This window comes from Pseudoalteromonas sp. P1-8 (genome assembly GCF_001399985.1).
In the GTDB taxonomy this organism is placed as follows: domain Bacteria; phylum Pseudomonadota; class Gammaproteobacteria; order Enterobacterales; family Alteromonadaceae; genus Pseudoalteromonas.
Map to the genome: position 1 here is coordinate 216,567 of NZ_LJSO01000008.1, position 22,750 is coordinate 239,316.

Annotated in this window: 15 protein-coding genes; 11 read left to right on the forward strand and 4 right to left on the reverse strand. The window is 40.3% G+C overall.

Annotation, left to right across the window (positions count from 1 at the left end; genetic code table 11):
* Position 1 precedes the first annotated feature (1 nt).
* Together astA and AN213_RS13195 are read right to left on the reverse strand one after the other, a co-directional pair.
* On the reverse strand, positions 2-1,036 hold the full coding sequence (astA, locus tag AN213_RS13190; RefSeq protein ID WP_054562391.1) for an arginine N-succinyltransferase: 1,035 nt from the start codon (positions 1,034-1,036) through the stop codon (positions 2-4).
* A gap of 45 nt (positions 1,037-1,081) precedes the next feature.
* The gene (locus AN213_RS13195) at positions 1,082-2,287 is read right to left on the reverse strand and encodes an aspartate aminotransferase family protein (protein ID WP_054562390.1); all 1,206 of its coding nucleotides are present in this window, start codon (positions 2,285-2,287) and stop codon (positions 1,082-1,084) included.
* Between the two features lie 204 nt (positions 2,288-2,491).
* On the opposite strand from AN213_RS13195, the gene AN213_RS13200 reads away from it, so the two are divergent.
* Both AN213_RS13200 and AN213_RS13205 read left to right on the forward strand, forming a co-directional pair.
* On the forward strand, positions 2,492-2,920 hold the full coding sequence (locus tag AN213_RS13200; protein WP_054554593.1) for an Lrp/AsnC family transcriptional regulator: 429 nt from the start codon (positions 2,492-2,494) through the stop codon (positions 2,918-2,920).
* Positions 2,921-2,991: 71 nt separating this feature from the next.
* Positions 2,992-4,140, forward strand: coding sequence for a hypothetical protein (locus AN213_RS13205; protein ID WP_055198818.1), 1,149 nt, complete (start codon positions 2,992-2,994; stop codon positions 4,138-4,140).
* A 9-nt stretch (positions 4,141-4,149) separates the two neighbouring features.
* On the opposite strand, the gene AN213_RS13210 is transcribed toward AN213_RS13205, so the two are convergent.
* Positions 4,150-5,073 (reverse strand): hypothetical protein, encoded by a 924-nt coding sequence (locus AN213_RS13210; RefSeq protein WP_054562388.1) that lies wholly within the window; start codon positions 5,071-5,073, stop codon positions 4,150-4,152.
* A 42-nt stretch (positions 5,074-5,115) separates the two neighbouring features.
* Positions 5,116-7,038, reverse strand: coding sequence for a bifunctional diguanylate cyclase/phosphodiesterase (locus AN213_RS13215; protein WP_055021078.1), 1,923 nt, complete (start codon positions 7,036-7,038; stop codon positions 5,116-5,118).
* Between the two features lie 1,210 nt (positions 7,039-8,248).
* On the opposite strand from AN213_RS13215, the gene AN213_RS13220 reads away from it, so the two are divergent.
* The 9 genes from AN213_RS13220 to AN213_RS13260 all read left to right on the forward strand — a co-directional run bounded on the left by AN213_RS13220 (position 8,249) and on the right by AN213_RS13260 (position 22,710).
* Entirely contained in the window at positions 8,249-8,548 is a 300-nt protein-coding gene (locus tag AN213_RS13220; RefSeq protein WP_054562386.1) for an isoamylase early set domain-containing protein, read from the forward strand.
* Between the two features lie 8 nt (positions 8,549-8,556).
* Positions 8,557-10,533 carry a 4-alpha-glucanotransferase gene (malQ, locus tag AN213_RS13225; RefSeq protein WP_054562385.1) on the forward strand — a complete coding sequence of 659 codons (1,977 nt, stop codon included), beginning with the start codon at positions 8,557-8,559 and terminating at the stop codon, positions 10,531-10,533.
* On the forward strand, positions 10,533-12,770 hold the full coding sequence (gene glgB, locus AN213_RS13230) for a 1,4-alpha-glucan branching protein GlgB (protein ID WP_054562384.1): 2,238 nt from the start codon (positions 10,533-10,535) through the stop codon (positions 12,768-12,770). Before malQ ends, glgB begins: the two co-directional genes overlap by 1 nt.
* On the forward strand, positions 12,760-14,817 hold the full coding sequence (glgX, locus tag AN213_RS13235; RefSeq protein WP_055198819.1) for a glycogen debranching protein GlgX: 2,058 nt from the start codon (positions 12,760-12,762) through the stop codon (positions 14,815-14,817). The genes glgB and glgX overlap by 11 nt, the downstream gene beginning before the upstream one ends.
* Complete coding sequence (locus AN213_RS13240) at positions 14,810-17,332, forward strand: glycogen/starch/alpha-glucan phosphorylase (RefSeq protein WP_055198820.1); 2,523 nt, start codon at positions 14,810-14,812, stop codon at positions 17,330-17,332. The genes glgX and AN213_RS13240 overlap by 8 nt, the downstream gene beginning before the upstream one ends.
* Positions 17,333-17,350: 18 nt before the next feature.
* Positions 17,351-18,652: a glucose-1-phosphate adenylyltransferase gene (gene glgC, locus AN213_RS13245; RefSeq protein WP_054562381.1), complete on the forward strand. Its 1,302-nt coding sequence runs from the start codon at positions 17,351-17,353 to the stop codon at positions 18,650-18,652.
* Between the two features lie 123 nt (positions 18,653-18,775).
* Positions 18,776-20,314 (forward strand): glycogen synthase, encoded by a 1,539-nt coding sequence (locus AN213_RS13250; protein WP_055198821.1) that lies wholly within the window; start codon positions 18,776-18,778, stop codon positions 20,312-20,314.
* 91 nt (positions 20,315-20,405) lie between these two features.
* Positions 20,406-21,620 (forward strand): EAL and HDOD domain-containing protein, encoded by a 1,215-nt coding sequence (locus AN213_RS13255; RefSeq protein WP_054562379.1) that lies wholly within the window; start codon positions 20,406-20,408, stop codon positions 21,618-21,620.
* A 7-nt stretch (positions 21,621-21,627) separates the two neighbouring features.
* Entirely contained in the window at positions 21,628-22,710 is a 1,083-nt protein-coding gene (locus AN213_RS13260) for a DUF418 domain-containing protein (protein ID WP_095209757.1), read from the forward strand.
* Positions 22,711-22,750 lie beyond the last annotated feature (40 nt).

Below are 22,750 nucleotides of genomic sequence, written 5' to 3' on the forward strand. Positions count from 1 at the left end.
GTTACAAACGGAAGAACCGTGCTGCATCCCCTTGTTTTAATTTAAGTGCATCTGCCACTTCTTGGCTGATGATTAAGGTGTGCTTGGCGTGGTTATAATGAGCATGTTTGGTAAATGTGGCTCTAAAGTCATTCACACCATGGTTGCAGATAGCTAATGTATCTGAGCTTTGCTCATTGATATGCGCAAGCTCACCAATCGTGATAGGGCACACTTGTGACTCACGAACACTACGAATATTGCCAAGCTTTGCTTCAACAGTTGGCCCTGCATCGAATAGGTCAACATAACCACGGTGCTCAAACCCTTCTTTTTCTAGAAGTTTGAGCGCAGGCTTGGTTTTTTCATGAACCTTACCAATCACAGCTTGTGCTTTTTTGCTCAGTAAGTTGGCATAGATAGGGTACTTAGGCATTAACTCGCTGATAAAAACTTTATCGCCTAAACCCACTAAGTGATCAGCTTGCGGGAACTCAATGCTAAAAAAGTGTTCTTGTAACCACTGCCAAAAAGGTGAATGGCCGTCTTCATCACTTACACCGCGCATTTCTGCAATAATGGTGTCAGCAAAACGTTCGCTGTGCTGGGCCATAAATAAAAAGCGAGAACGTGATAAAAAGCGACCCGTTAAGCCTTTGCGGTTTTGCTCACGTAAGAACAAGGTACAAATTTCAGAGCAACCCGTATAGTCATTACACATACTCAGAATATCAACCGTGTTATATACGTTGAGAGTAGGTGAATGGTGAACAGTTTTACCTTGGTGGTAATGATACAAAGGAACCGACATTCCTACAGCAGCTTCGATAGCTGTTGTGCCGATAACGTCACCCGTTTCACTGTCTTCTAATACAAATAAATAGGTTTCGTCTTGTGGTTTATTAATATCTTTTGCAAAACTGCGTTCAGCGCGTTCAATTTTTTCTTGTAGTAAATTGTCGTCAACCGGTAAAGAGGTAAAACCATGACCAGATTCAACAGCAATTTGTTTTAACGCAGCAAAATCATTTGCTGTTATAGGACGTAATACTTGCATTAAGTGCACTCCAATGGCGCATGCTAAAGCATGCGCCAACTAGGATTAACCGTTTACAACGTCTGCAACCGCTTTTTCAAAGCGAGCTAAACCTTCTTTGATATCCTCTAATGGAATCACTAAAGATGGCGTAAAGCGCACAACGTTTGTACCAGCAACAAGGCTCATTAAACCGTGTTTAGTGCTTGCTACTAGGAAGTCACGTGCACGGCCTTCAAATTTGCTGTTAAGAACTGCACCTAATAATAGACCTTTGCCACGTACTTCACTAAATACGTCGTATTTTTCGTTGATTGCTGCAAAGCCATCGCGTAAAAGCTGTTCACGCTCTTTAACACCTGCAAGTACTTCTTCACTATTAACAGTATCAAAAGCCGCTTCTGCTACAGCACATGCAAGTGGGTTACCGCCGTAAGTAGAACCATGTGTGCCTACTTTTAAATGCTCTGCAATGCTAGCTGTTGTGATCATCGCACCAATTGGGAAACCACCACCTAACGCTTTTGCTGTTGTTAGGATATCTGGTGTTACATCTAAGCCTTGGTATGCGTATAAATCACCTGTACGGCCAACACCTGTTTGTACTTCATCAAAAATAAGTAAAGCATTGTGTTTATCACATAATGCGCGAACACCTTTGATAAAATCGCTCGTTGGCGAAATGATACCGCCTTCACCTTGTAGTGGTTCCATCATTACGGCACATGTGTTGTCACTGATAAGCGCTTCAAAAGCAGCTAAATCGTTATAATCACAGTGATCAACAGCAGCAGGTTTAGGGCCGAAACCATCTGAGTAAGCAGCTTGACCACCTACGGTAACAGTGAAGAATGTACGACCGTGGAAACCTTTGTTAAACGCGATGATTTGGTTCTTTTGCTCGCCGTGTACATCTAATGCCCAACGACGCGCTAATTTTAATGCCGCTTCGTTAGCTTCTGCACCTGAGTTTGCAAAATATACTTTATCTGCAAATGTAGCGTCAGTTAACTTTTTAGCTAAGCGAAGTGCAGGCTCGTTTGTCATTACGTTTGATAAGTGCCAAATTTTTTCGCCTTGCTCTTTTAGGGCATTGACAAGAGCTGGGTGACAATGGCCTAAACAATTAACGGCAATACCACCTGCAAAATCGATAAATTCTTTACCGTTTTGATCCCAAACACGTGAGCCTTCACCGCGAACAGGAATTACCTCTGATGGGTTGTAGTTTGGTACCATTACGTCGTTAAAAAGTTCTCTTGTTACTTGCATTTATTGCACCTAAATCTGGCTTAGTATGAAAAAAGTTAAATTGCAAAAAATAGGTCAGTTAAGCCGTTCCTGCCTAATTAAGCACGATGAGATTATTTTTCTTATCTATTTTTCTTATTATCTGGGTTAGGGACTTAAATTTGCAGTGCTATTTTGTGAAAAATGACTAAAATAAAAAGCAAATTAACGAAAAGAGTAGTCAAAGTGATAACTTCACAAGATGAAAAACTATTAGCTATCTTAAGAACCAACGCGCGTGCAAGTATTTCTGACCTAGCGAGAGCGCTTAATTTATCGCGCTCAACTGTTCAAAGCCGAATGTTAAAATTAGAAGAAACAGGGGTGATCAAAGGCTATAGCGTTGACTATGGTGATGCCTATTTGAGCCAAATGGTATCTGCCCACGTTTCGATTAAAGTGAAGCAAAAACTGACCACCAAAACGAATCTTGAACTAAAGCAAATTGATGCTATTTCACAGCTCTACGCAATTAGTGGTGAATTTGATTTGATTGCTGTTGTGCAAGCACAAAACCTTGAAAAGCTGAGTCACCTATTAGATGACATTGGTAACTTAGATGGCGTAGAGCGAACAACGTCGTCTGTGATTTTAGAGACAAAGTTTAAGCGTTAACCCTTAATCAGGTAAAACCGCTTCTTTTGTCTATAATAACTATTACTCGTTAGTTATTTAGGCTTGTATTGATGCTTGCTTCATTATTGCTGTCACTCACTGTAGCTCAGCCTTTTCAGTTAGGTACTAACTTACCAATTAACGCACCACACAACGCAATTACGCATGTTGAATGTATTTTCAAGCAAATCAATGTGCCATTTCACTTGCAGAAGTTACCTTGGTTAAGGGCTAAAAGGGAAGTGCAGCTGAATCGGCTCGATGGTTACTTTACCGCAAACCTGTTATCGCAAATGCAAGAGTATGGTGAGCTTTCTGCCCCGATGTTTTTAGAAAACTGGTACTGGTTTACCCACGCAGATTCGGCTTCAATAGCCGAACACGAACTTCGTTATGGCGTCGTAAGAGGAAGTCATCAGGCTGATTGGTATCAATTAACAAATCGGAAAATTGAAGTCGAAGTTAACACCACGCAAGAGCTTATAAAAGTATTTAAAAAGCAGCGGGTAGATAGAATCTTGCTTGATTTAGAAGAGTTTGAGTTCAATGCTGTGCAGTTACAGATAAAGCCAGATGAATACACGCAAACATTCTATCGTTATGTGCCTTTGGGTTTATTTGCAGCAAATAAAACACTCGAGGAGTTTCCTGACTTTTTAAATGCCTTTAACAGTCACATAAGTAGTTGCTCACAAAGTCCCTTTGTATTGTCAAAAATTGAAAAACTTACTTTAGTGCAAGGGCTTTTAGAAAAAATACAGCAATTAGCGAATTCAGAACAGGTGCAGCAAGCAGTAATTAAAAGTAATCAGCAACCACTCGCGCAGCAAGATCTCGAACAGCTTGATCATCAGTGGGCGCAACAAGTCCGTGACAATACATCTATACTGGCAGAGCGCTACCTAAAACTTGAAGGTTCACAATTCTTACAAGTATGGCAAAAGCAGATGCAAGGTGTCATTACAGAAATAATCCTCACCGATAAACAAGGTAAAAATGTCATTATCAGTGAAGTCACAACAGACTATTGGCAGGGTGATGAAGCCAAATTTTTAAATATGTACCAGCAAGATGATGACTATTACATTGATACAGTGGAGTTCGATGAGTCGACTAAACACTTTCAGGTACAGTTTAGTGTGCCCATATTTGATAAGGAAAATCAGCACATGGGAGTGCTGATTTTAGGTGTAGATATCGAAAAGGCGCTCTCTAAATAACGCACTTAGTCATTGATTGGTTTTGGGCGCTTTGCGAATGACTTTCTTTTCGACTTCATCGAGCTTTATCACATAGGCATTACCGCCAATGCCTTTAAATTCTTCATCTGTAAAAACAATTGTGTTGTCATCGTAAAAAGTGATTGCTTCTTTTTGCGTAACAATGCCTAAGTCAATGCGCGATACATCCCCTGAAAAAAACTTATCGCCTTGATAATTTTCAAATAACCAAATGCTGGTTGAATCTAGTAGAACTAACTTGGTTCTATCAGGGCTCAGAGCCGCAGAAGTGATCCAACAAAGTTTTTCCATTGTGGTGCAAGTTTGAAACGAATCTATTAATTGTGCATCAAAGTTAGCTGCATGATCACCAACTTTATACACTTTTGTAATACCATCAAATGGCTCAGTGCGATTTTTAGTAAATAAATAGAGGTGTCGGCCAAGGGCTACAAAGGCTTCTAAATCAAAATTACGTTGTTCTGGTTGAATAGGGCTGCCATCCATTTCAGGATAGGTGAACTTGATTATCTCTGCTTCTGTGGTGTCGCTTTTGATATCGATAGGGTTTTCTATTTTATAAATGGTTAACCATTTTCTATCGTTTTTATTATTGCCAAAGTCCCCCAAAAAGAAGTGACCAAATTTGTTTTGTGTCATATCTTCCCAGTCAATGTTTTTAGCATTGGTTACTAAAATTTCTTTTGCTATAGAGCCATCTTCATTAAGACGGTATAGTTTTGGTTGGTCACCGCTGTCATTAATGGCCCAAAGTCGATTGAACTTATCAAATTCAATACCGGAGATTTCTCTCAGTTTTGGGTCCACAGTTAAACGTTTTTTGCTGTAAAGGGTATAAATAGAAGAGCCAACCAGTATTCCAATGATGGTGACTGACAAGATAAAAACTGTAAGTAAGCTTTTTTTTAACATTAACAAGGGAATGGCTTTGAATAATGTGTTTAGTATAACTTACTAAAGCGGTTGCTGTATATTCCAAACCCCTGTTCCAGTAACAGACATAAAGTTAATGTTATCTTGCAATACTTTGTGGCCAACATTAACAGACGACTCAGGGTGGCTCACTAGGTAGCCTTGAACACTGTTTATGCCCATCGATTTAACTAGTTCAAATTGAGCGAGTTCTTCAACTCCTTCGGCGACAACTTTAAGACCGAGTTTTCGGCCAAGCTCGCTGACAGAGTGCATGATTTCATTATATTTAAGGTTATCGTTAGCTTGCGCAACAAACAGTTTATCGAGTTTGATCACATCGATAGGTAAATCTGCAAGGGTACTTAACGAGCTAAAACCAGTACCAAAGTCATCAATCGCAATAGTGATCCCTTCGCTTCTGAGTTTTTCTAACGATTGAATAATCTTGTTGCTTGCTTTGATTAAGGTTGATTCGGTTATTTCAAGCATCAGCGCTTTTGCAGGCAGCCCTGTTTTGGCAAGCTTCTCCATGATCCACTCATAAATATCGTAATGTTTTAATTGCACGCCAGATATATTCACAGAAATAGACACTTTCTTCATCCCCGCATTATACCAAGCAGACATTTGTCTACATGATTCCAGCATGATCCAATCACCAAGTTCTAGTATCAGATTAGACTCTTCAGCAATGGGGATAAACTCGTCAGGCGTGATTGAGCCTTCAACAGGGTGATCCCAGCGAACTAATGCTTCAAAGTAGTCAATTGCACAATCATCTACATGTACAATAGGTTGAAAAGACAAATGAAAACTGCTGCTAGCAATAGCAAGACGCATCTCTTCTAGCAAGTAATGATAGCGCCTAATCTTTTTACCCATTTCAGGAGAATAGACTTTAAAAATACCACGACCATCTGTTTTGGCTCGATACATTGCTACATCAGCCATTTGCAGTAATGCTTGTGGGGTGGATGCACTATCTGGGTAAACCGCAATACCTATACTAGCGCTAATTTTGATTAGCTTGTTACCTAAAACAAAATCACGTTCGATTTCGTGCAGTACATTTTGTGCAACCTCTAGTGCTTTGTCTTTATCATCTTTTAAGTTAATGAAAATAGAGAACTCATCACCACCAAGGCGCGCTAAGTTTTGTTCTAGTTGACTAATTGGGGAAATATTACTTATTTTATGGTGGCGTAAAACACTGCTCAAGCGTGTTGCTACTTGAATTAACACATCGTCACCAAAACTGTGACCAAAAGAGTCATTTACCTGTTTGAATCCATCTAAATCTATAAATAGTAATGCACAGCTGAATTTATCCATCTCAGCAAGTCTCAATTGTTTGGCAAGGTGTTCTATATAGGCATGTCGGTCAATAAGGTGGGTTAACTTATCTTGATAAATACTGACTTCAGATTCACGTGTGTAATTAGTTATATGGGTTGTAAGTGTTTGAAAATTTACTTGTAACTGTTCAAGTTGTGTATGCTTGTTTAGACCTGATTCACTGGCTAAGTTTAGACTATTGAGTAATTCAATTGATTTAGTATTGAGCATCTTGAGAGCGTATTTCTCATGATTATTTTGAAATCTTAAGTTAACTAACCAACTGATGGCTAATGCTAACAAGATTAAAATGATAATGTTTACCGGTGAGAATAATGTAGTGAGTATAAGATCAGAAGTCGCAGCTGTTACGACTGACTCATTTGTTGTATTAATAACAATATAAGAAATATTATTATCGTAAACTAAATGCTGGCCACTTAATACGAGGTTGTACCAAGGAGCTGTTACCACTGTAATATCTGTACCTTGAAAGGTATGTAGTTCTAAGCCTTTTGGCGCGTACATCAAATCATTGACCTGTTTAGTCAAGAAGATATTTAAGCCGTATATAAAAGCTATTAAAGTTATAATACTTATTGATAAAGTTCGAAGAGCATTGGCCATACATTACTACCATTGTGGTGTCTTTGTTTTACAATAAAACCTCACCAGTTAATACATCGAGTATATTGTTTGTATCTAGATTAGACAAAACCTTTCTCATACTTTGGGGCATGGATGAGTATAGAATGTGAAAATTCATAGTCATTAGTGTTAATGCTCTAAAATGTTTTTCTTATGCTAATTAATTGAAGCCTTACTTTTATACTGCATTATTGCTATTCATCGAGCAAACTTTAGCACTGTTTCCGACAAAAATGCTTAGATACTTTCATACTAATAGTGTTTATGGTTATTGTTTAGCTAAACAATAAGTCACTACTTTGTATTTATTTTATTATCTCTGATGGCTGTGTGTGGAATTTATTATTTTTTCGGTTAATTGTTAATTTTTAAATGTTATATACCAACTTTTGCTGTGGCTTGCTAGTTTTATCCGAAACAGGTTTTAAGCTAGCTATTCTTGTGGTCAGAAAAAGTGGTTATAACATTGCTGAAAAGCAGCACTGTTAATGCTTTCAGGGATTGGTAGTCCGTTCGAATTTACGCTTTTCTACTTATTGTGTTTGTATATGCACTGAGATAATTTTTAAAAAAGTTAATTGGGTAGTGCGGGATTAGCGTCTGGTTTATAAAATTAAATTTTCGTTGCGTTTTATAAGTTTTCCTGTGATAAAAAATTAATAACCAGTCAAAAAATAAAGATTTTATTACCATCATGTTTGTTAATTTATTTAACAGGGCTATACGATGTAAATCTGTTTTGTCTTGTTTTTATAAATAGTTGGCAGTTTATTTTTGACGAAAGAAGTAGTGTTTATTTTAGTATGATTGCTCTAACTTTCCACTTCAATTTTATTCACTTTACCCAATCTAAATTGTTATCTACTTTTTTATAAGTTGCGAATAAGGTTGATAAAAAAGGTACTGAAAATAAAGTATATTTTATTATCAACTTGGTTCAGTTATTGCTCGTAATAATACAGCAATATGATTGTTGTAGTTTTTGTGTGTTTTATGCACTATGGTGGTGCGAAAAACATACAGATGCACTGTCATAATGCGTAAATATAGGTTTGGTTTACTAGATACAAACTTGATGTTTTAGTAAGCAAGTTAAGAAACCTGAAACGCACAGCTTCCGCTGAATGAGTCGTCGAATGCGGTACTGTGGCAAGGATTAATTTACCAATTGGTTGAATTGGAGCCCACTATGCTAAGTAAACGTTTTTTTAAAACTAAAGACGAAACAGAAGTTACCTTTGAATTCCAACACCCTGACGCTGATGATGTGCAATTAGTTGCAGAGTTTACAGATTGGCAGCCAGTGCCAATGAAGTTTAATAAAAAAGAACAAGTATTCAAATGCAAGCAGCGCTTACCGCTAGATCAAGAATTTCACTTCCGTTACTTAATCAATGGCGAAACATGGGACAATGACCACCAAGCAGATGGTTATATTCCTAACGGTTTTGGTACTGATAACAGCATTGTTAATACCCAACGCGCTTAGGTGTTTTGATGCAGTCACTTTCGCAGTTATATTACCTGCATGGCATAGGCTATGAATATACTAAATACACTGGTGAGCATGTTATTTTCGATGAAAGTACACGCATGCAGGCACTTAGTTGTTGTGGTGTAGATACTCAGGATACTGATGCAATTAACCAACTTAATTTTGCATTAGATGCAGGTACATGGCTGAATTTGTTGCCTCATACAAGCATTATTGAGGCACACCACCCAATTTTGAAAGTACGCGTTGATGAGCGTTTATTATCACGCTCATGTACTCTAAGCGTGCCTTCGCTTGATATTCACTTTACTTGTGAAAACTTACAAGGTTTAGCTATTCTTGGTGATTATGGTCTAAACGGTATTCGTTATCTTGAGCTTGCATTGCCAGTTCCTGAAATGCCAATTGGTTATCATGATGCACTCATTACTGTGGCAGATCAGCAATCTCACAGTCAGCTATGGATCACACCTAAAGAAAGCTTCTCTATTGATGACAAAAAGCGTTTGGGCTTATCCATTCAGCTTTATAGCTTATGCAATGAAGAGGGGTTAGGAATTGGTGACTTCGCTGACTTAACAAAGCTTATTAAAGCAGCCGCGACTAAAAACATGGATTATGTGTTGCTTAATCCACTGCATTTACTGTTTGAACACAGCCCTGAGAGGGCGAGTCCCTATAGTCCAAATAGCCGAGCGTTATTGAACCCGCTGTATATTGCAGTGTCATTATGCGAAGACGCAAAAAATAATAATGCACTTATTAAATTGTTAGCGGATAAACCGCAAACCGATGCGACTTACATTGATTATACATCAGTTAGTGACTTTAAATATCAAGTGTTTAGCTGTTTATATCAACACTTTTGTGAATTTGGCTCAGCAGAGCGAAAACAGCAGTTCACTCGTTTTTGTGAAACCCATAAACACAGCCTGTCGACCATGTTGGTTGGGGACCGTGATTATGCTAGCTATTTACAATGGCAAGCTCATCTTCAATTAAATATCTGCCAGCAAGCTGCCCGTGACAGTGGTATGGCAATTGGCCTTATTAATGACTTAGCCGTTGGCTGTGCAGGTGATGGCAGTGAGTTCAAGAGCCAAAATGAATTATTTGCCGAAAATGCACATGTTGGAGCTCCGCCAGACCCTTGGGCTGAACATGGTCAGAATTGGGGCTTGCCGGCACTTAATCCACAGAAGTTAAGTAAAGACAATTTTGCGTTTTATCGCTCACTTATCCGCGCCAATATGGAAGATGTTGGTGGACTTAGAATTGACCACGTTATGGCGATACGCCGACTTTGGTGGTGTTTTGAAAATAATTCCCAGCAAGATGGTTGTTATGTCTATTATCCCTTTGAACAACTATTAGCAATTCTAAAGATTGAATCTCACCTCAATCAATGTGTGGTTATTGGCGAAGATTTAGGCGTGGTACCTAATGAAGTGCGTGAAGCATTAAAAGCAAGTGCAATCTATTCAAACGGGTTGTTCTACTTTGAAAAGGATCACCAAGGTGAGTTTTTAGCGGCTGAGCATTTTGCTCCTCATAGTCTTTTAATGATAGCCAACCATGACGTACCACCATTCAAAGGCTGGTGGATTGGCCATGATATTACTATTAAACAACAATATGGTTTGCTTGATGATGAGCAAACTCGGGCTCAATTCGATGCGAGAAACATTGAAAAGCATCGTATGCTTAATTTTATAGCACGAGAGTCAAATCAGCATTTATCGTTAGAAACAGATGCCTTTACGGTTTATGAAGCGTTGGCATCCTCATTAGCGGCAGCACCAGCAAAGCTATTTACTATTCAAATAGATGACTTAGATCAGCAAATACTGCCTGTAAATATCCCCGGTACTGATAAAGAGTACCCAAATTGGCGGCGTTTATTGTCGCGTCCAGCGGCGCAGATTATCGAAGCGCAACAGTCATTCTTAGCCAATTTAATTTCGATAAGGAATCAATAATGCGAAGTCGTGTTCGTCAAGAGCAAAGTGCACAACCTGTTATTTATCAAAAACAAATCGATGCATTAGCCAGTGGTTGTTTTAGAGATCCTTTCAGCTTTCTTGGGGCGCATAAAAGTGGCCCTACCAGCTATGAAATTCGTTGCTTTTTGCCTGGCGCAAGCAGTGTTTCGATTCTGCTTGGCACAGAAAAAATCGTTGCGCAGCAACAAGGTGATAGTCATTTATTTATCGCAAATATTAAATCAAAAACTAAGCCTGACTACCAGCTAGATGTTAGCTATAGCAATGAATTTACTCATCAACAATACGATGAGTACAGCTTTGAAAGCAGCTTAGATGAACAGGCAATGTATCTGTTTAATGAAGGCAGTTTAGAGCATGCGTATCAACATTTTGGTGCACATTTTGTGACTCAACAAGGCGTTGATGGTGTTCGCTTTACAGTGTGGGCGCCGAATGCCAGTAGTGTATCGGTTATTGGTGAATTTAACTATTGGCAGCGTAATCGTCATTTTATGCGTTTTCATCCTGCCAGTGGGGTATGGGAGTTATTTATTCCTGGGCTTAAAGAGCATCAATGCTATAAATTTGCTATCACCACTCTAACAGGAGAAGTGCTTGATAAAGCCGATCCATTTGCGTTTAAGATGCAACAAGCACCGGGTACGGCGTCAGTGCTACAAAAGCTAAAAACAGGTATTCAGCTTTCTGAAAAGGCGTTAGCAAATCGTGCAAAACGAAACAGTATTGATGCGCCTGTTAGTATTTATGAAGTGCATGCGGGTTCTTGGCAAAGACGAGATGATGGCGAGCGCTATCTCACTTGGCGTGAACTTGCTGATAATCTTATTCCTTACACAAAAGAGCTCGGTTTTACGCACCTACAATTAATGCCAATCAGCGAGTACCCATTTGATGGTTCTTGGGGTTATCAACCTGTTGGATTGTTTGCCCCAACCAGTCGCTATGGCAGCTTTGAAGATTTTGTTTACTTTGTCGAGCAATGTCACGAAGCAGATATTGGTCTCATACTGGACTGGGTACCTGGTCATTTCCCAAGTGATCCTCACGGTTTACATCGCTTTGATGGCACCCATTTATACGAACATGCCGATGTTAGACAAGGTTTTCACCCTGATTGGAATACCTATATCTACAATTATGACCGCGCAGAGGTTCGTAGCTTCCTAATTGCGAATGCAATGTACTGGCTGCATGAATTTGGCATTGATGGTTTGCGCGTGGATGCGGTTGCCTCAATGCTTTATCTAGACTATAGCCGTGAAGAAGGGCAATGGGTTGCAAATCAATTCGGTGGCAGAGAAAACTTAGGCGCCATTGAGTGCTTAAAACAAGTCAATATGCGCTGCTATGCAAAAAATCCGGGCATTATGATGGTGGCCGAAGAGTCAACAGCATGGCCAGGTGTTACGCGCCAAGTTGACCATGATGGTTTAGGTTTTGGTTATAAGTGGAACATGGGCTGGATGAACGACAGTTTGCATTATATGCAGCGCGATTCAATTTACCGTTCGCATCACCACCATGAAATGACGTTTTCAATGGTTTACGCCTACAGCGAGAACTACATTCTACCGCTTAGCCACGATGAAGTGGTGCATGGTAAAGGCTCATTAATTGAAAAAATGCCAGGGGATGACTGGCAAAAGTTTGCGAACTTACGTGCATATTATGCCTTTATGTGGGCGCATCCAGGTAAAAAATTATTGTTTATGGGGGCAGAAATCGCCCAGCGTAAAGAGTGGAATCACGACCAATCGCTTGATTGGCATTTACTTGAACATATTAGCCACAGTGGTATGCAGCAAACGATTAAAGATTTAAATGCTGTATACACTAGCACGCCAGCTTTATACGAGCAGGATACAAGCCCTGCGGGTTTTGCGTGGCTTGATAGCAATAATGCTGAGCAAAGTATGTTTAGCTTTATTCGCTATGCAAAAAAAGCTGAAGACTTTGTGGTGGTGATCTGTAATTTAACGCCGCAGGTGTATCACGACTACGTGATTGGTGTGCCAAAAGCTGGTACCTATCAAGTTATTTTGAATACCGACAAAGAGGATTATTTTGGTTCTGGCGTTGAAGCAACTAATCATGCAGAGCAAATAATTGTAAGCCAAGCGAAAGAAAGTCATGGCTTTAATCAAAGTATTAGTGTTTCTTTGCCAGGCCTTGCGACAATTTACCTTAAGAAGGTGAGCGATGAGTCATAGTGTCGAACTAGAAGTCGGTGTGAGCTCACCTTTAGGGGCGTCTGTTGTTGGTGAGGGCGTAAACTTTGCTGTGTACGCACCACAAGCACAACATATGTCTCTGTGCTTATTTGATAGCAGCGGTCATTCAGAAGTTCTTACCCTTGCGATGCATATGAACGAAGGTGGCATCTGGACACTGAAAGTGAGCCCTTTGAAAAGTGGCGCCTTGTATGGCTTTCGCGCTGATGGTGAGTACGCACCCGAAAAAGGACTATTTTTTAATAATCACAAATTGCTGTTAGACCCGTATGCCCGAGATTTGTATGGTGAGTTTACTTGGAGTGAACGTCACTATGGGCAAATGCCTGTAGGAAAGTTAAGTCAGGTTAATAATGCCATTGATATGCCAAAATCACGAGTCCGTGAACTGGCACCTTACACAGGTAAAAAACCGAATCACTGCTGGGGAAAAACGGTAATTTATGAGTGTCATGTGGTTGGTGCAACCTGCCGCCACCCTGAGATCCCAAAACCGTTACAAGGTAAGTTTTTAGGTTTAAGCCACCCTAGTTTTATAGAACATTTACGTACTATTGGTGTGACTTGCTTAGAGTTATTACCCGTTCATGCTTTTATCAGTGAGCAGTTTTTAACAGCCAAAGGCTTACAAAACTACTGGGGCTATAACACACTTAATTTCTTTACACCGCATAAAGAGTATCTGGTTAATGATGATATTAGCGAGTTTCAAGAAATGGTGGCGGCGCTTCACAAAGCAGATATCGAAGTAATACTCGACGTGGTCTATAACCACACAGCAGAGGCGGGCACAGATGGACCTATCTTGTCGCTACGTGGCTTAGACAATCTAGGTTACTACCGCACCGTTGCTGATAAACCCCAGCATTATATTAATGATACCGGCTGTGGTAACACCGTAAATATTGATTCGCCTCGCTCTTTACAGCTGGTACTTGATAGCTTGCGTTATTGGGTTGAAGTGATGGGAGTCGATGGCTTTCGTTTTGACTTAGCGACCATTTTAGCGCGTAACCCTAATGGCTTTAATCAGGCACATGCGTTTTTCCAAGCGATTAATCAAGACCCAGTACTAAGCCAAGTTAAACTGATTGCAGAGCCGTGGGATATTGGCCCCGGTGGATACCAATTAGGGGCTTTTCCTGCGCCTTGGCGTGAATGGAATGATAAGTATCGCGATACGATAAGACGCTTTTGGAAACAAGAGCAGGGCGTAATTGGCGAGCTTGCAAAACGTTTACATGGTTCGTTTGACTTGTTTGAGCACAACCTACGTGGGCCACTTAACAGTATTAACTTTATCACCAGCCATGATGGCTTCACGCTGGCTGATTTAGTTAGCTACGAGCATAAACACAACGAAGCTAATGGTGAGCAAAATCGTGATGGCCACAGTGGTAATCATTCATTCAATTGTGGTGTCGAAGGATTTACCAACGATCCACAAGTGAGCAAATTACGCTTACAACAACAAAAAAATATGCTGTTAACTTTGTTACTTTCTAAAGGCGTGCCTATGCTTTCATTAGGAAGCGAAATGGCACACTCACAAGGCGGTAACAATAACGCCTATTGTCAAAACAATCGCACAAGCTGGCTTGCATGGAAAGACTCACAATTCAGTCATCCTCTAACTCGATTTATTGACGATGTACTGCGCATTCGTAAGCAGTTCAGCATTTTTAAACACCGCTTTTTTGTTCACGATAATGACCCACGATATGAAGTCGCGTGGTTCACCGAATCAGGCTCCAATATGCAACAAGACGATTGGCATCAAGGTGATCGCCAAGTGTTGATATACAGCCTGACCGACAAGCATACAAATCAAGCTTTATTGATCATATTAAATGCAGGAGCAGAGCCGGTAACTTGCCAACTTCCTAGTTTAGAAAAAGGAAAGTGGCAGTTAGCACTGACCAGCATTCATCCTATGTCAACACAATTTGTTGATAAGGAACACCAGATTGCTGCAATGAGCAGCTGGGTTTTTACCGCCAATTCAGAGGATCTAAATCATGGCTAAAAATGCCGATCAAGTATGTATTGTAAAGGGCTGGCAGGATGCGCCTACAGTTGATGAAAGTACGCTAGATGATGACTTATCACGCCATTTTTATTACACCCTTGGGCGTGACAAAGTGGGTAAATCACAACTGTATTTATACCATGCATTAGCATTAACTATTCGTGACCGATTAGTTGCTCGTTGCCGTGTGACCAAACAGCAAATCCATGAACAAAAACGCCGTAAAACAGCTTACTTATCACTTGAGTTTTTAATGGGGCGTGCACTTGGCAATGCGATTTTGAACTTAGACTTAGATGAGCAAGTCGCTAAAGCGTTACAAGAATACTGCACAGAGCTCGAGCAAGTTGCTGAGGCTGAGCATGATGCAGGTCTTGGTAATGGTGGTTTAGGGCGCTTAGCTGCATGCTTCTTAGATAGCTGTGCAAGCCTTGCATTACCTGTGGTTGGTTATGGTATTCGCTATGAATACGGCATGTTTAATCAAGCTATTGAAAATGGTCATCAAATTGAACAACCTGATAACTGGCTACGTGAAGGACACCCGTGGGAACTAAGTGCACCAGAGCAATCAAAGCGCGTAAAATTCTTTGGTCATGTTGAAAGTTATACTGATAAATATGGTCGTGATCACCGTCAATGGCTAGATACTCATGATGTTTTAGCTGTGCCTTATGATGTGCCAATTCCGGGTTACAAGAATGATATTGTAAATACTTTACGTTTATGGAAATCAGAAGCAACAGACGAATTTGATTTGAGCGAATTTAATGCGGGTAGTTACTCAGAAGCAGTAGCGCGTAAAAACTTAGCTGAACAAATTACCATGGTTCTTTACCCGAATGACAGCAGTGAGAACGGTAAAGAACTGCGTTTACGTCAGCAGTACTTCTTATCATCAGCGAGCTTACAAGACATTATTGACACTTGGGTTAGCAAACATGGCGAAGACTTCTCTGATTTTGCTGATTACCATGTTTTTCAATTAAACGATACGCACCCAAGTATTGCTGTCGCTGAGCTTATGCGTATTTTGGTTGATGAGTATGAGCTAGATTGGCAAGAAGCGTGGTCTATCACGACTAAGACCATGGCCTATACAAACCACACTTTACTTCCTGAAGCATTAGAGAAGTGGTCAGTATCTTTATTTGCCCGATTATTACCGCGTATTTTAGAAATTATCTACGAAATCAATGCACGTTTCCTCGCTGAAGTTGCGTTAGCATGGCCAGGTGATGTTGAAAAACAACGTGCGCTATCGCTTATCGAAGAAGGCCCTGATCCACAAATTCGCATGGCGTATTTAGCGATTGTTGGTAGCTATTCGGTGAATGGTGTGGCTGCACTTCACACTGAGCTACTTAAAGCAGGCCTATTCAATGAGTTTTATCAGCTATGGCCAGAGAAGTTTAACAACAAAACCAATGGTGTAACACCTCGTCGTTGGTTAGCACATTGTAATCCTGAGTTGACTAAACTGCTTAATCAACATATTGGTGATGAATGGGTTGCAGACTTTAGTAAAGTTAGTCAGGTACGTCGTTTATATGACGACCCTAAATTCCATAAACAATGGCAAGCTGTAAAACACAGCAATAAGCAACGCCTTGTTGAGTTAGTGAAAAACCGCTGTGGTGTTGAGTTTGATGCCGAAATGATGTTTGACGTGCAAGTGAAACGTATTCACGAATATAAACGTCAGCTATTAAACGTATTGCACGTTATTCACCTTTACGACCGTATTCGCCAAGGCGATACAGCAAACATTGTTCCTCGTTGTGTGCTATTGGGCGGCAAAGCTGCACCAGGTTACTACATGGCGAAGAAAATTATTAAATTAATTAATAACGTAGCAGAAGTGATCAACAAGGATCCGCTTGCTAAACCGTATTTAAGAGTTGCTTTTTTACCTAATTACAACGTGACAGCAATGGAAACTATTTGCCCAGCGACGGATTTATCTGAGCAAATTTCTACAGCAGGTAAAGAAGCATCTGGCACAGGTAACATGAAGTTCATGATGAACGGCGCATTGACTATAGGTACGTTAGATGGCGCTAACATCGAAATTCGTGATGCTGTGGGTGCTGACAACTTCTTCTTATTTGGTGCACGTGCAGAGCAAATTGATGATATCAAAGCGCACTATAATCCTGAGCAGATTATTCACCAAACTGACAGCCTCTATAAAGTAATGCAATTACTTGAGAGCGGTCACTTCAATTTGTTTGAGCCTAATTTATTTGACGACATTATTGCGGCGATTAAGAGCCCGCACGATCCATGGTTAGTTGCTCATGATTTTGCCAGCTTTGTAGAAGCACAAGAGCAAGTTGAACAAGCCTACTTAGACACAGCTCACTGGACCAAAATGAGTATTTTGAATACTGCAGCCAGTGGCATGTTTTCGAGCGATAGAACCATTAGTCAATACAGTGAAGATATCTGGCATTTGGAGCCATTACTGGACACTAGTGCACAGCAAAACACACAGAAGAAAAGCAGCTAGCTTAAGACGGAGAGAGTTATGCCAAGTTATGCAAACCGATACATAAGTAGTTTAACCAGAGAAACGTATGCCCTAATTCTTGCCGGTGGACGTGGCTCACGTTTACATGAATTAACAGACTGGCGTGCTAAACCAGCTGTCTATTTTGGTGGTAAACACCGAATAATCGACTTTCCATTGTCGAATTGTATTAATTCAGGTATTCGTCGAGTTGGTATTGCTACTCAATATAAGTCGCACTCGTTAATTCGTCACGTAAACCGTGCATGGGGTCACTTTAAGAAAGAATTGGGTGAATCTGTAGAGATTTTACCTGCATCTCAGCGATATGGTGACGAGTGGTATTGCGGTACAGCTGATGCGGTATTCCAAAATATGGATATCATCCGTCATGAACTGCCTAAGTATGTCATGATCCTCTCTGGTGACCACGTATATTGTATGGACTACGGCGGTTTGTTAGCAAAACATGTTGAGACAGGTGCTGATATGACGGTTTGTTGTATTGAAGTACCTTGCGAAGAAGCTGCAGATACATTTGGTGTAATGACGGTTGATGAAAGTAATCGTGTCCGTCGTTTTGATGAAAAGCCTGCTGAGCCAACGTCTGTACCGGGTAAACCAGGAACCTGCTTAGCATCAATGGGTAACTATATTTTCAATACTGAGTTCTTATTTGAACAATTGAAAAAAGACGCAGAAACGGAAGGCTCAGGCCGTGATTTCGGTCACGATATCATTCCAGCTATCATCGAAGAGCATAACGTGTTTGCATATCCGTTTAGAGACTCTAACACAGATGGTCAACCATACTGGCGCGATGTGGGTACGCTTGATTCATTCTGGGAAGCTAACATGGAGCTGGTAATGCCAGAGCCTCAGCTTGACCTTTATGATCCAAAATGGCCAATCTGGACTTATCAGGAGCAGTTACCACCTGCTAAGTTTATTTTTGATGATGATGACAGACGTGGAATGGCTGTTGATTCAACAGTTTCGGGTGGCTGTATTATCTCTGGCTCTAAAGTTAAAAAGTCACTGCTGTTCTCGAATGTATATGTTCACTCATTCTGTGAAATTGAAGAGTCTGTGATTTTACCTGGTGCGAAAATACAGCGAAATTGCCGAATTAGGCGTGCTATTATTGACCGTAATTGTGAGATCCCAGCAGGTCTAGAAATTGGCTACGATCACAAAGCTGACAAAGAAAATGGCTTTAGAGTCTCGAAAAAAGGGATTGTGTTGGTAACTCGTGATATGTTGAATGAACTTGCAAAAAAGTTAAAACAACAAGAACAAGATAATAAACGACTTGCTTAAGCAATCGCGTTAAATGAAAAAGGGAGGGCATGTCCCTCCCTTATTTATATTTGAATAATACCAATTCGCTTAATTAAGTACTATTGCTGATTGGTATAACAGTTTTATGGAGTACTGCAAAGCATGCATGTATTGATGGTAGCTGCAGAGAATGATGCATTACCGAATGCAAAAGTCGGTGGTGTAGCGGATGTTGTTAGAGATTGTCCTAAAGCGTTAGTAGAAAAAGGCCTTACTGTTGATGTGGTGATCCCTGATTATGGCTTTGATTATTTAGAGCGTCATCACATAGGTGTAGTACATGTGCCATTTGCAGGTCAAATGCAAAAACTGGATGTGTGGAAGCTCGCTCAAAGTGATGAAGGTGTAACGCAACTACTTATATCTCATTGGGAATTTAGCCGCCATAATGGTGCTGTTTATTGTAATGATGAACCAGGGCGCCCATTTGCAACCGATGCAAGTAAGTTTGCTCTTTTCAACGCTGCAGTTTGCGAGGCCTTATTACAAGGGCTTATCCACACGCCGGATGTTGTGCATTTACATGACTGGCACAGTGCCTGTGTTGCTCTATTACTAAAAACAGACAGCCGTTATAAGAAACTATCGCACTTATTTTTAGCTTACACAGTACATAACCTTGCATTGCAAGGGATACGTCCTTTTAAAGGCGATAGCTCAAGCCTAGAAGCGTGGTTCCCAAGCTTAGGTTATAACGGCGAACGATTATGCGATCCGCGTTATTTTGATTGCTTTAATCCAATGCGTACAGCAATTAATCTGGTTGATAAAGTACACCTCGTTTCGCCAACGTATTGCCAAGAAGTATTGCGCCCTAGTGATGCAGAAAAAGGCTTCTTTGGTGGTGAGGGGCTTGAAGCTGACCTACAAGCTGCTTATGAACAAGGCCGCGTAGTGGGCATTCTTAATGGTTGCGAATACCCTGGAATGAAGCTTGAGGACATTAGTTTAGCGAGCCTTTATCAACATGCCGAAAATGCATTATTTCAATGGATGGCAAAAAGTCCGGTTTTAGATTCAAGCTATTACATAGCGCATCAACGCTTACTTAAATTTAAAACTCAGCCTTTTTCAGGGCCATTAGTAACCAGTGTGGGCCGTTTAACGGACCAAAAAGCACTGTTACTTCGCCAGCCTTTTGATAAAGGACTGGTGTTAGATGAGTTGTGTCAGCGCTTAAAACAACATAACGGCTATATGATTATTTTAGGCTCAGGGGATGCTGAACTTGAGCAAATTATGACATCGGTTATGGCTCGCCAAGAAAACCTGCTATTTTTAAAAGGGTACGCACATTTTGTTGGCGAATATATGTATCACTTAGGCGATTTATTTTTAATGCCAAGTTCGTTTGAGCCATGTGGTATCAGTCAGATGTTAGCAATGCGAGCAGGTCAGCCATGTTTAGTCCACGGTGTTGGCGGTTTGCGTGATACGGTAGAGCATCATGTGAGTGGTTTTAGTTTCCAAGGTGAGAGTTTAGCATCACAAAGCTACGAACTTGTTACTAGTTTTAGCGATGCGCTTGAGCTTAAAAAATCACAACCAGAACAATGGTGTGCAATATGTGAACAGGCTGAAAATGCCCGTTTTACGTGGCAATCCGTTGCAGAAGGCTATTTATCAGGCTTATATCAATAAAAAATGCGTGATTCATGGTAATTAAGTGACTTTTTTGTCAATTTCAGCTATTAATTACTTAGTGTGAGATAAAATATAAAAAGTAGGTAAAGTGGCTGTATTTGTTGCTAGGCAAGCGGTCTTTAATCGTCGTCAACAAGTTGTCGCCTATGAGCTACTATTTAGAGATAGTTTAAAAAATAGTTTTCCTGATGTGTCAGAGAGTACGGCAACGGCTCGACTCATTATGGAAAACCAGCTCAATTTAGGTACCCGTCATATTACGTCGGGCAAAAAAGCATTAATTAATATAGGTCCAGAGTCTTTGAAGCTGGACCTTTGCGCGTTTTTGCCAACTCAAGATGTGGTGATTGAGTTACTCGAAACTATGGAACCTACCGACGAAAATTACGAATATTGTCGTGAGCTTTTTCACAACAACTACAAGTTGGCACTGGATGATTTTGTCTACCAACCTGAGTGGGATCGCTTTTTAAAACTTATTCGTCTTATCAAGTTTGATGTTCAACAAACACCCTTTGAAGAAATTGCCCCTGTTGTAAATAAGCTTAAAAAACATAAAAAAATAAAGCTTTTGGCAGAAAAACTTGAAACAGCCGATGATTACGACAAAGCCTATAAAATGGGCTTTGATTTCTTTCAAGGTTATTTCTTTGCTAAACCCAAAATGATTCAGCATCGCGATATTGATTACAACTATGCGCTGGTATTATCAATTTATGCTGAAGTCATGCGCCCAGATCCAAATATAAGTGAAATTGCGGGCTTGTTCTCGTTAGATACCGCACTTGCTTATAAATTGCTGCGCTTAATTAATAGCGGCGTGTTTCCTATTAAAAGCAAAATTGGCTCTCTAAAACAAGCGCTTGTATATTTAGGCCATGAACGACTGAAAAAGTTTGTTAGCCTAATTATTACTGCCCACAGTGCCCAGTCAAAACCAGCCGAGCTTACTCGGCTTTGTGTTGTTAGAGCGCGCTTTTGCGAATTAATAGCGCAGCGTGTTGCTAAGCAACAAACAGGTGAGGCATTTTTAACGGGACTGTTTTCGTTGCTCGATGCCATATTAGATCAGCCAATGGAAAAGCTATTGGATCGATTGCCGTTTCCTGACGAAATTCATGCTGCTCTCATGCAAGAAAAAAATATCCTCTATTACATACTAGAAACTGTCAAAGCTTACGAAACTGGCAGTTGGTGGGCACTTGAACAGGCTGTTGCCTATTTAAGTATTGAAAGTGCTGACCTTCCCAAGATATACGAAAATGCGGTAAATTGGAGCGATAGCTGCAGGCAAAACCTATAAGGGATTTATGCGCAATATAAATATGGATGTTTTACGGGGTATTGCGGTACTCGGCTTGATGTTTATGAACATCTACACCTTTGCTGTGTTTGAGTATGACTATACCCCAAGTGCTACGCCACCATTTTCAGATTCACTCATTCACACCATAAATACAGTGTTTATTGATGGGCGTTTTAGAAGCCTTTTTTGCCTGTTATTCGGTGCGTCTTTAGTTATTCAATGGCAACTTTGGCAAAGCGTCGAGAAGCAACATAAGCGGCTAAAAGTTTTGGCATGTATAGGCCTTGCCCATGGTTTTTTATTTTGGGCTGGCGATATTTTGTTTATTTATGCTTGTGCAGGCTGGTTAACGCTTAAATTTAGTCAGCAATATGACGAAAAAATACTGCGTATGGGCATGCTGTTTTTACTTCTTGGTGCCTTCATTTCATTTTTACTCTCCTTTATAGAGCCAGAGTTTAGCCCTGTAACGAGAAGCTCTGAGAGTTTTTTAATGGCGTATGACGCGGCTTACTCTTCTTATTTTGCAGGATTCGTCAGTAACTTTCTGATTTTTATAATAATGCTTATTGCTGTGCCGCTTATCACTATGTGGATGGCTGCAGGGTTAATGCTGGTGGGCGTTTATTTATATAAACAAGGGGTATTTGTTAAAGGTTTAACACACTCTCAGCTTAAGTTGATTACTGCTGCAGCGATAAGTTTTACGGCTCTAAGGTTGATGATAGAGCCTGACCAAAGTGTATTCATGTACGCGATTGCTGAACCGATTAATTGGCTTGCTGCTTTAGCTATGGCCATTTGTTATTGCCACATCATTGTGAAAATAGTTAAAAATTCCCCCAGTAACTGGTTACTGCTACAGCAAGCTGGACGCATGTCATTAACGCTATATCTAATGCAAACAGTGATTTTTATCCTGTTTTTTAAAGTCGCATACCCAAGCGCAGCACTTAATTTTGATCGCATAGATTATTGGTTGGTTATTGCTGTTGTGCTTGTTTTTCAATTGTTTTTTTGTAAAGTGTATAGTCAGTACTTTACACATGGTCCGTGTGAATTAATTTGGCGGAAATTGTCTAGATAATTCCTCGTATACTACAATCAAAGAAAAACAAAGCGGAGTG

Coding starts and splice junctions, on each gene's coding strand:
- astA (WP_054562391.1), bottom strand. CDS start 1,036: ATGCAAGTATTACGTCCTATAACAGCAAATGATTTTGCTGCGTTAAAA.
- AN213_RS13195 (WP_054562390.1), bottom strand. CDS start 2,287: ATGCAAGTAACAAGAGAACTTTTTAACGACGTAATGGTACCAAACTAC.
- AN213_RS13205 (WP_055198818.1), top strand. CDS start 2,992: ATGCTTGCTTCATTATTGCTGTCACTCACTGTAGCTCAGCCTTTTCAG.
- AN213_RS13210 (WP_054562388.1), bottom strand. CDS start 5,073: ATGTTAAAAAAAAGCTTACTTACAGTTTTTATCTTGTCAGTCACCATC.
- AN213_RS13215 (WP_055021078.1), bottom strand. CDS start 7,038: ATGGCCAATGCTCTTCGAACTTTATCAATAAGTATTATAACTTTAATA.
- AN213_RS13220 (WP_054562386.1), top strand. CDS start 8,249: ATGCTAAGTAAACGTTTTTTTAAAACTAAAGACGAAACAGAAGTTACC.
- malQ (WP_054562385.1), top strand. CDS start 8,557: ATGCAGTCACTTTCGCAGTTATATTACCTGCATGGCATAGGCTATGAA.
- glgB (WP_054562384.1), top strand. CDS start 10,533: ATGCGAAGTCGTGTTCGTCAAGAGCAAAGTGCACAACCTGTTATTTAT.
- glgX (WP_055198819.1), top strand. CDS start 12,760: ATGAGTCATAGTGTCGAACTAGAAGTCGGTGTGAGCTCACCTTTAGGG.
- AN213_RS13240 (WP_055198820.1), top strand. CDS start 14,810: ATGGCTAAAAATGCCGATCAAGTATGTATTGTAAAGGGCTGGCAGGAT.
- glgC (WP_054562381.1), top strand. CDS start 17,351: ATGCCAAGTTATGCAAACCGATACATAAGTAGTTTAACCAGAGAAACG.
- AN213_RS13250 (WP_055198821.1), top strand. CDS start 18,776: ATGCATGTATTGATGGTAGCTGCAGAGAATGATGCATTACCGAATGCA.
- AN213_RS13260 (WP_095209757.1), top strand. CDS start 21,628: ATGCGCAATATAAATATGGATGTTTTACGGGGTATTGCGGTACTCGGC.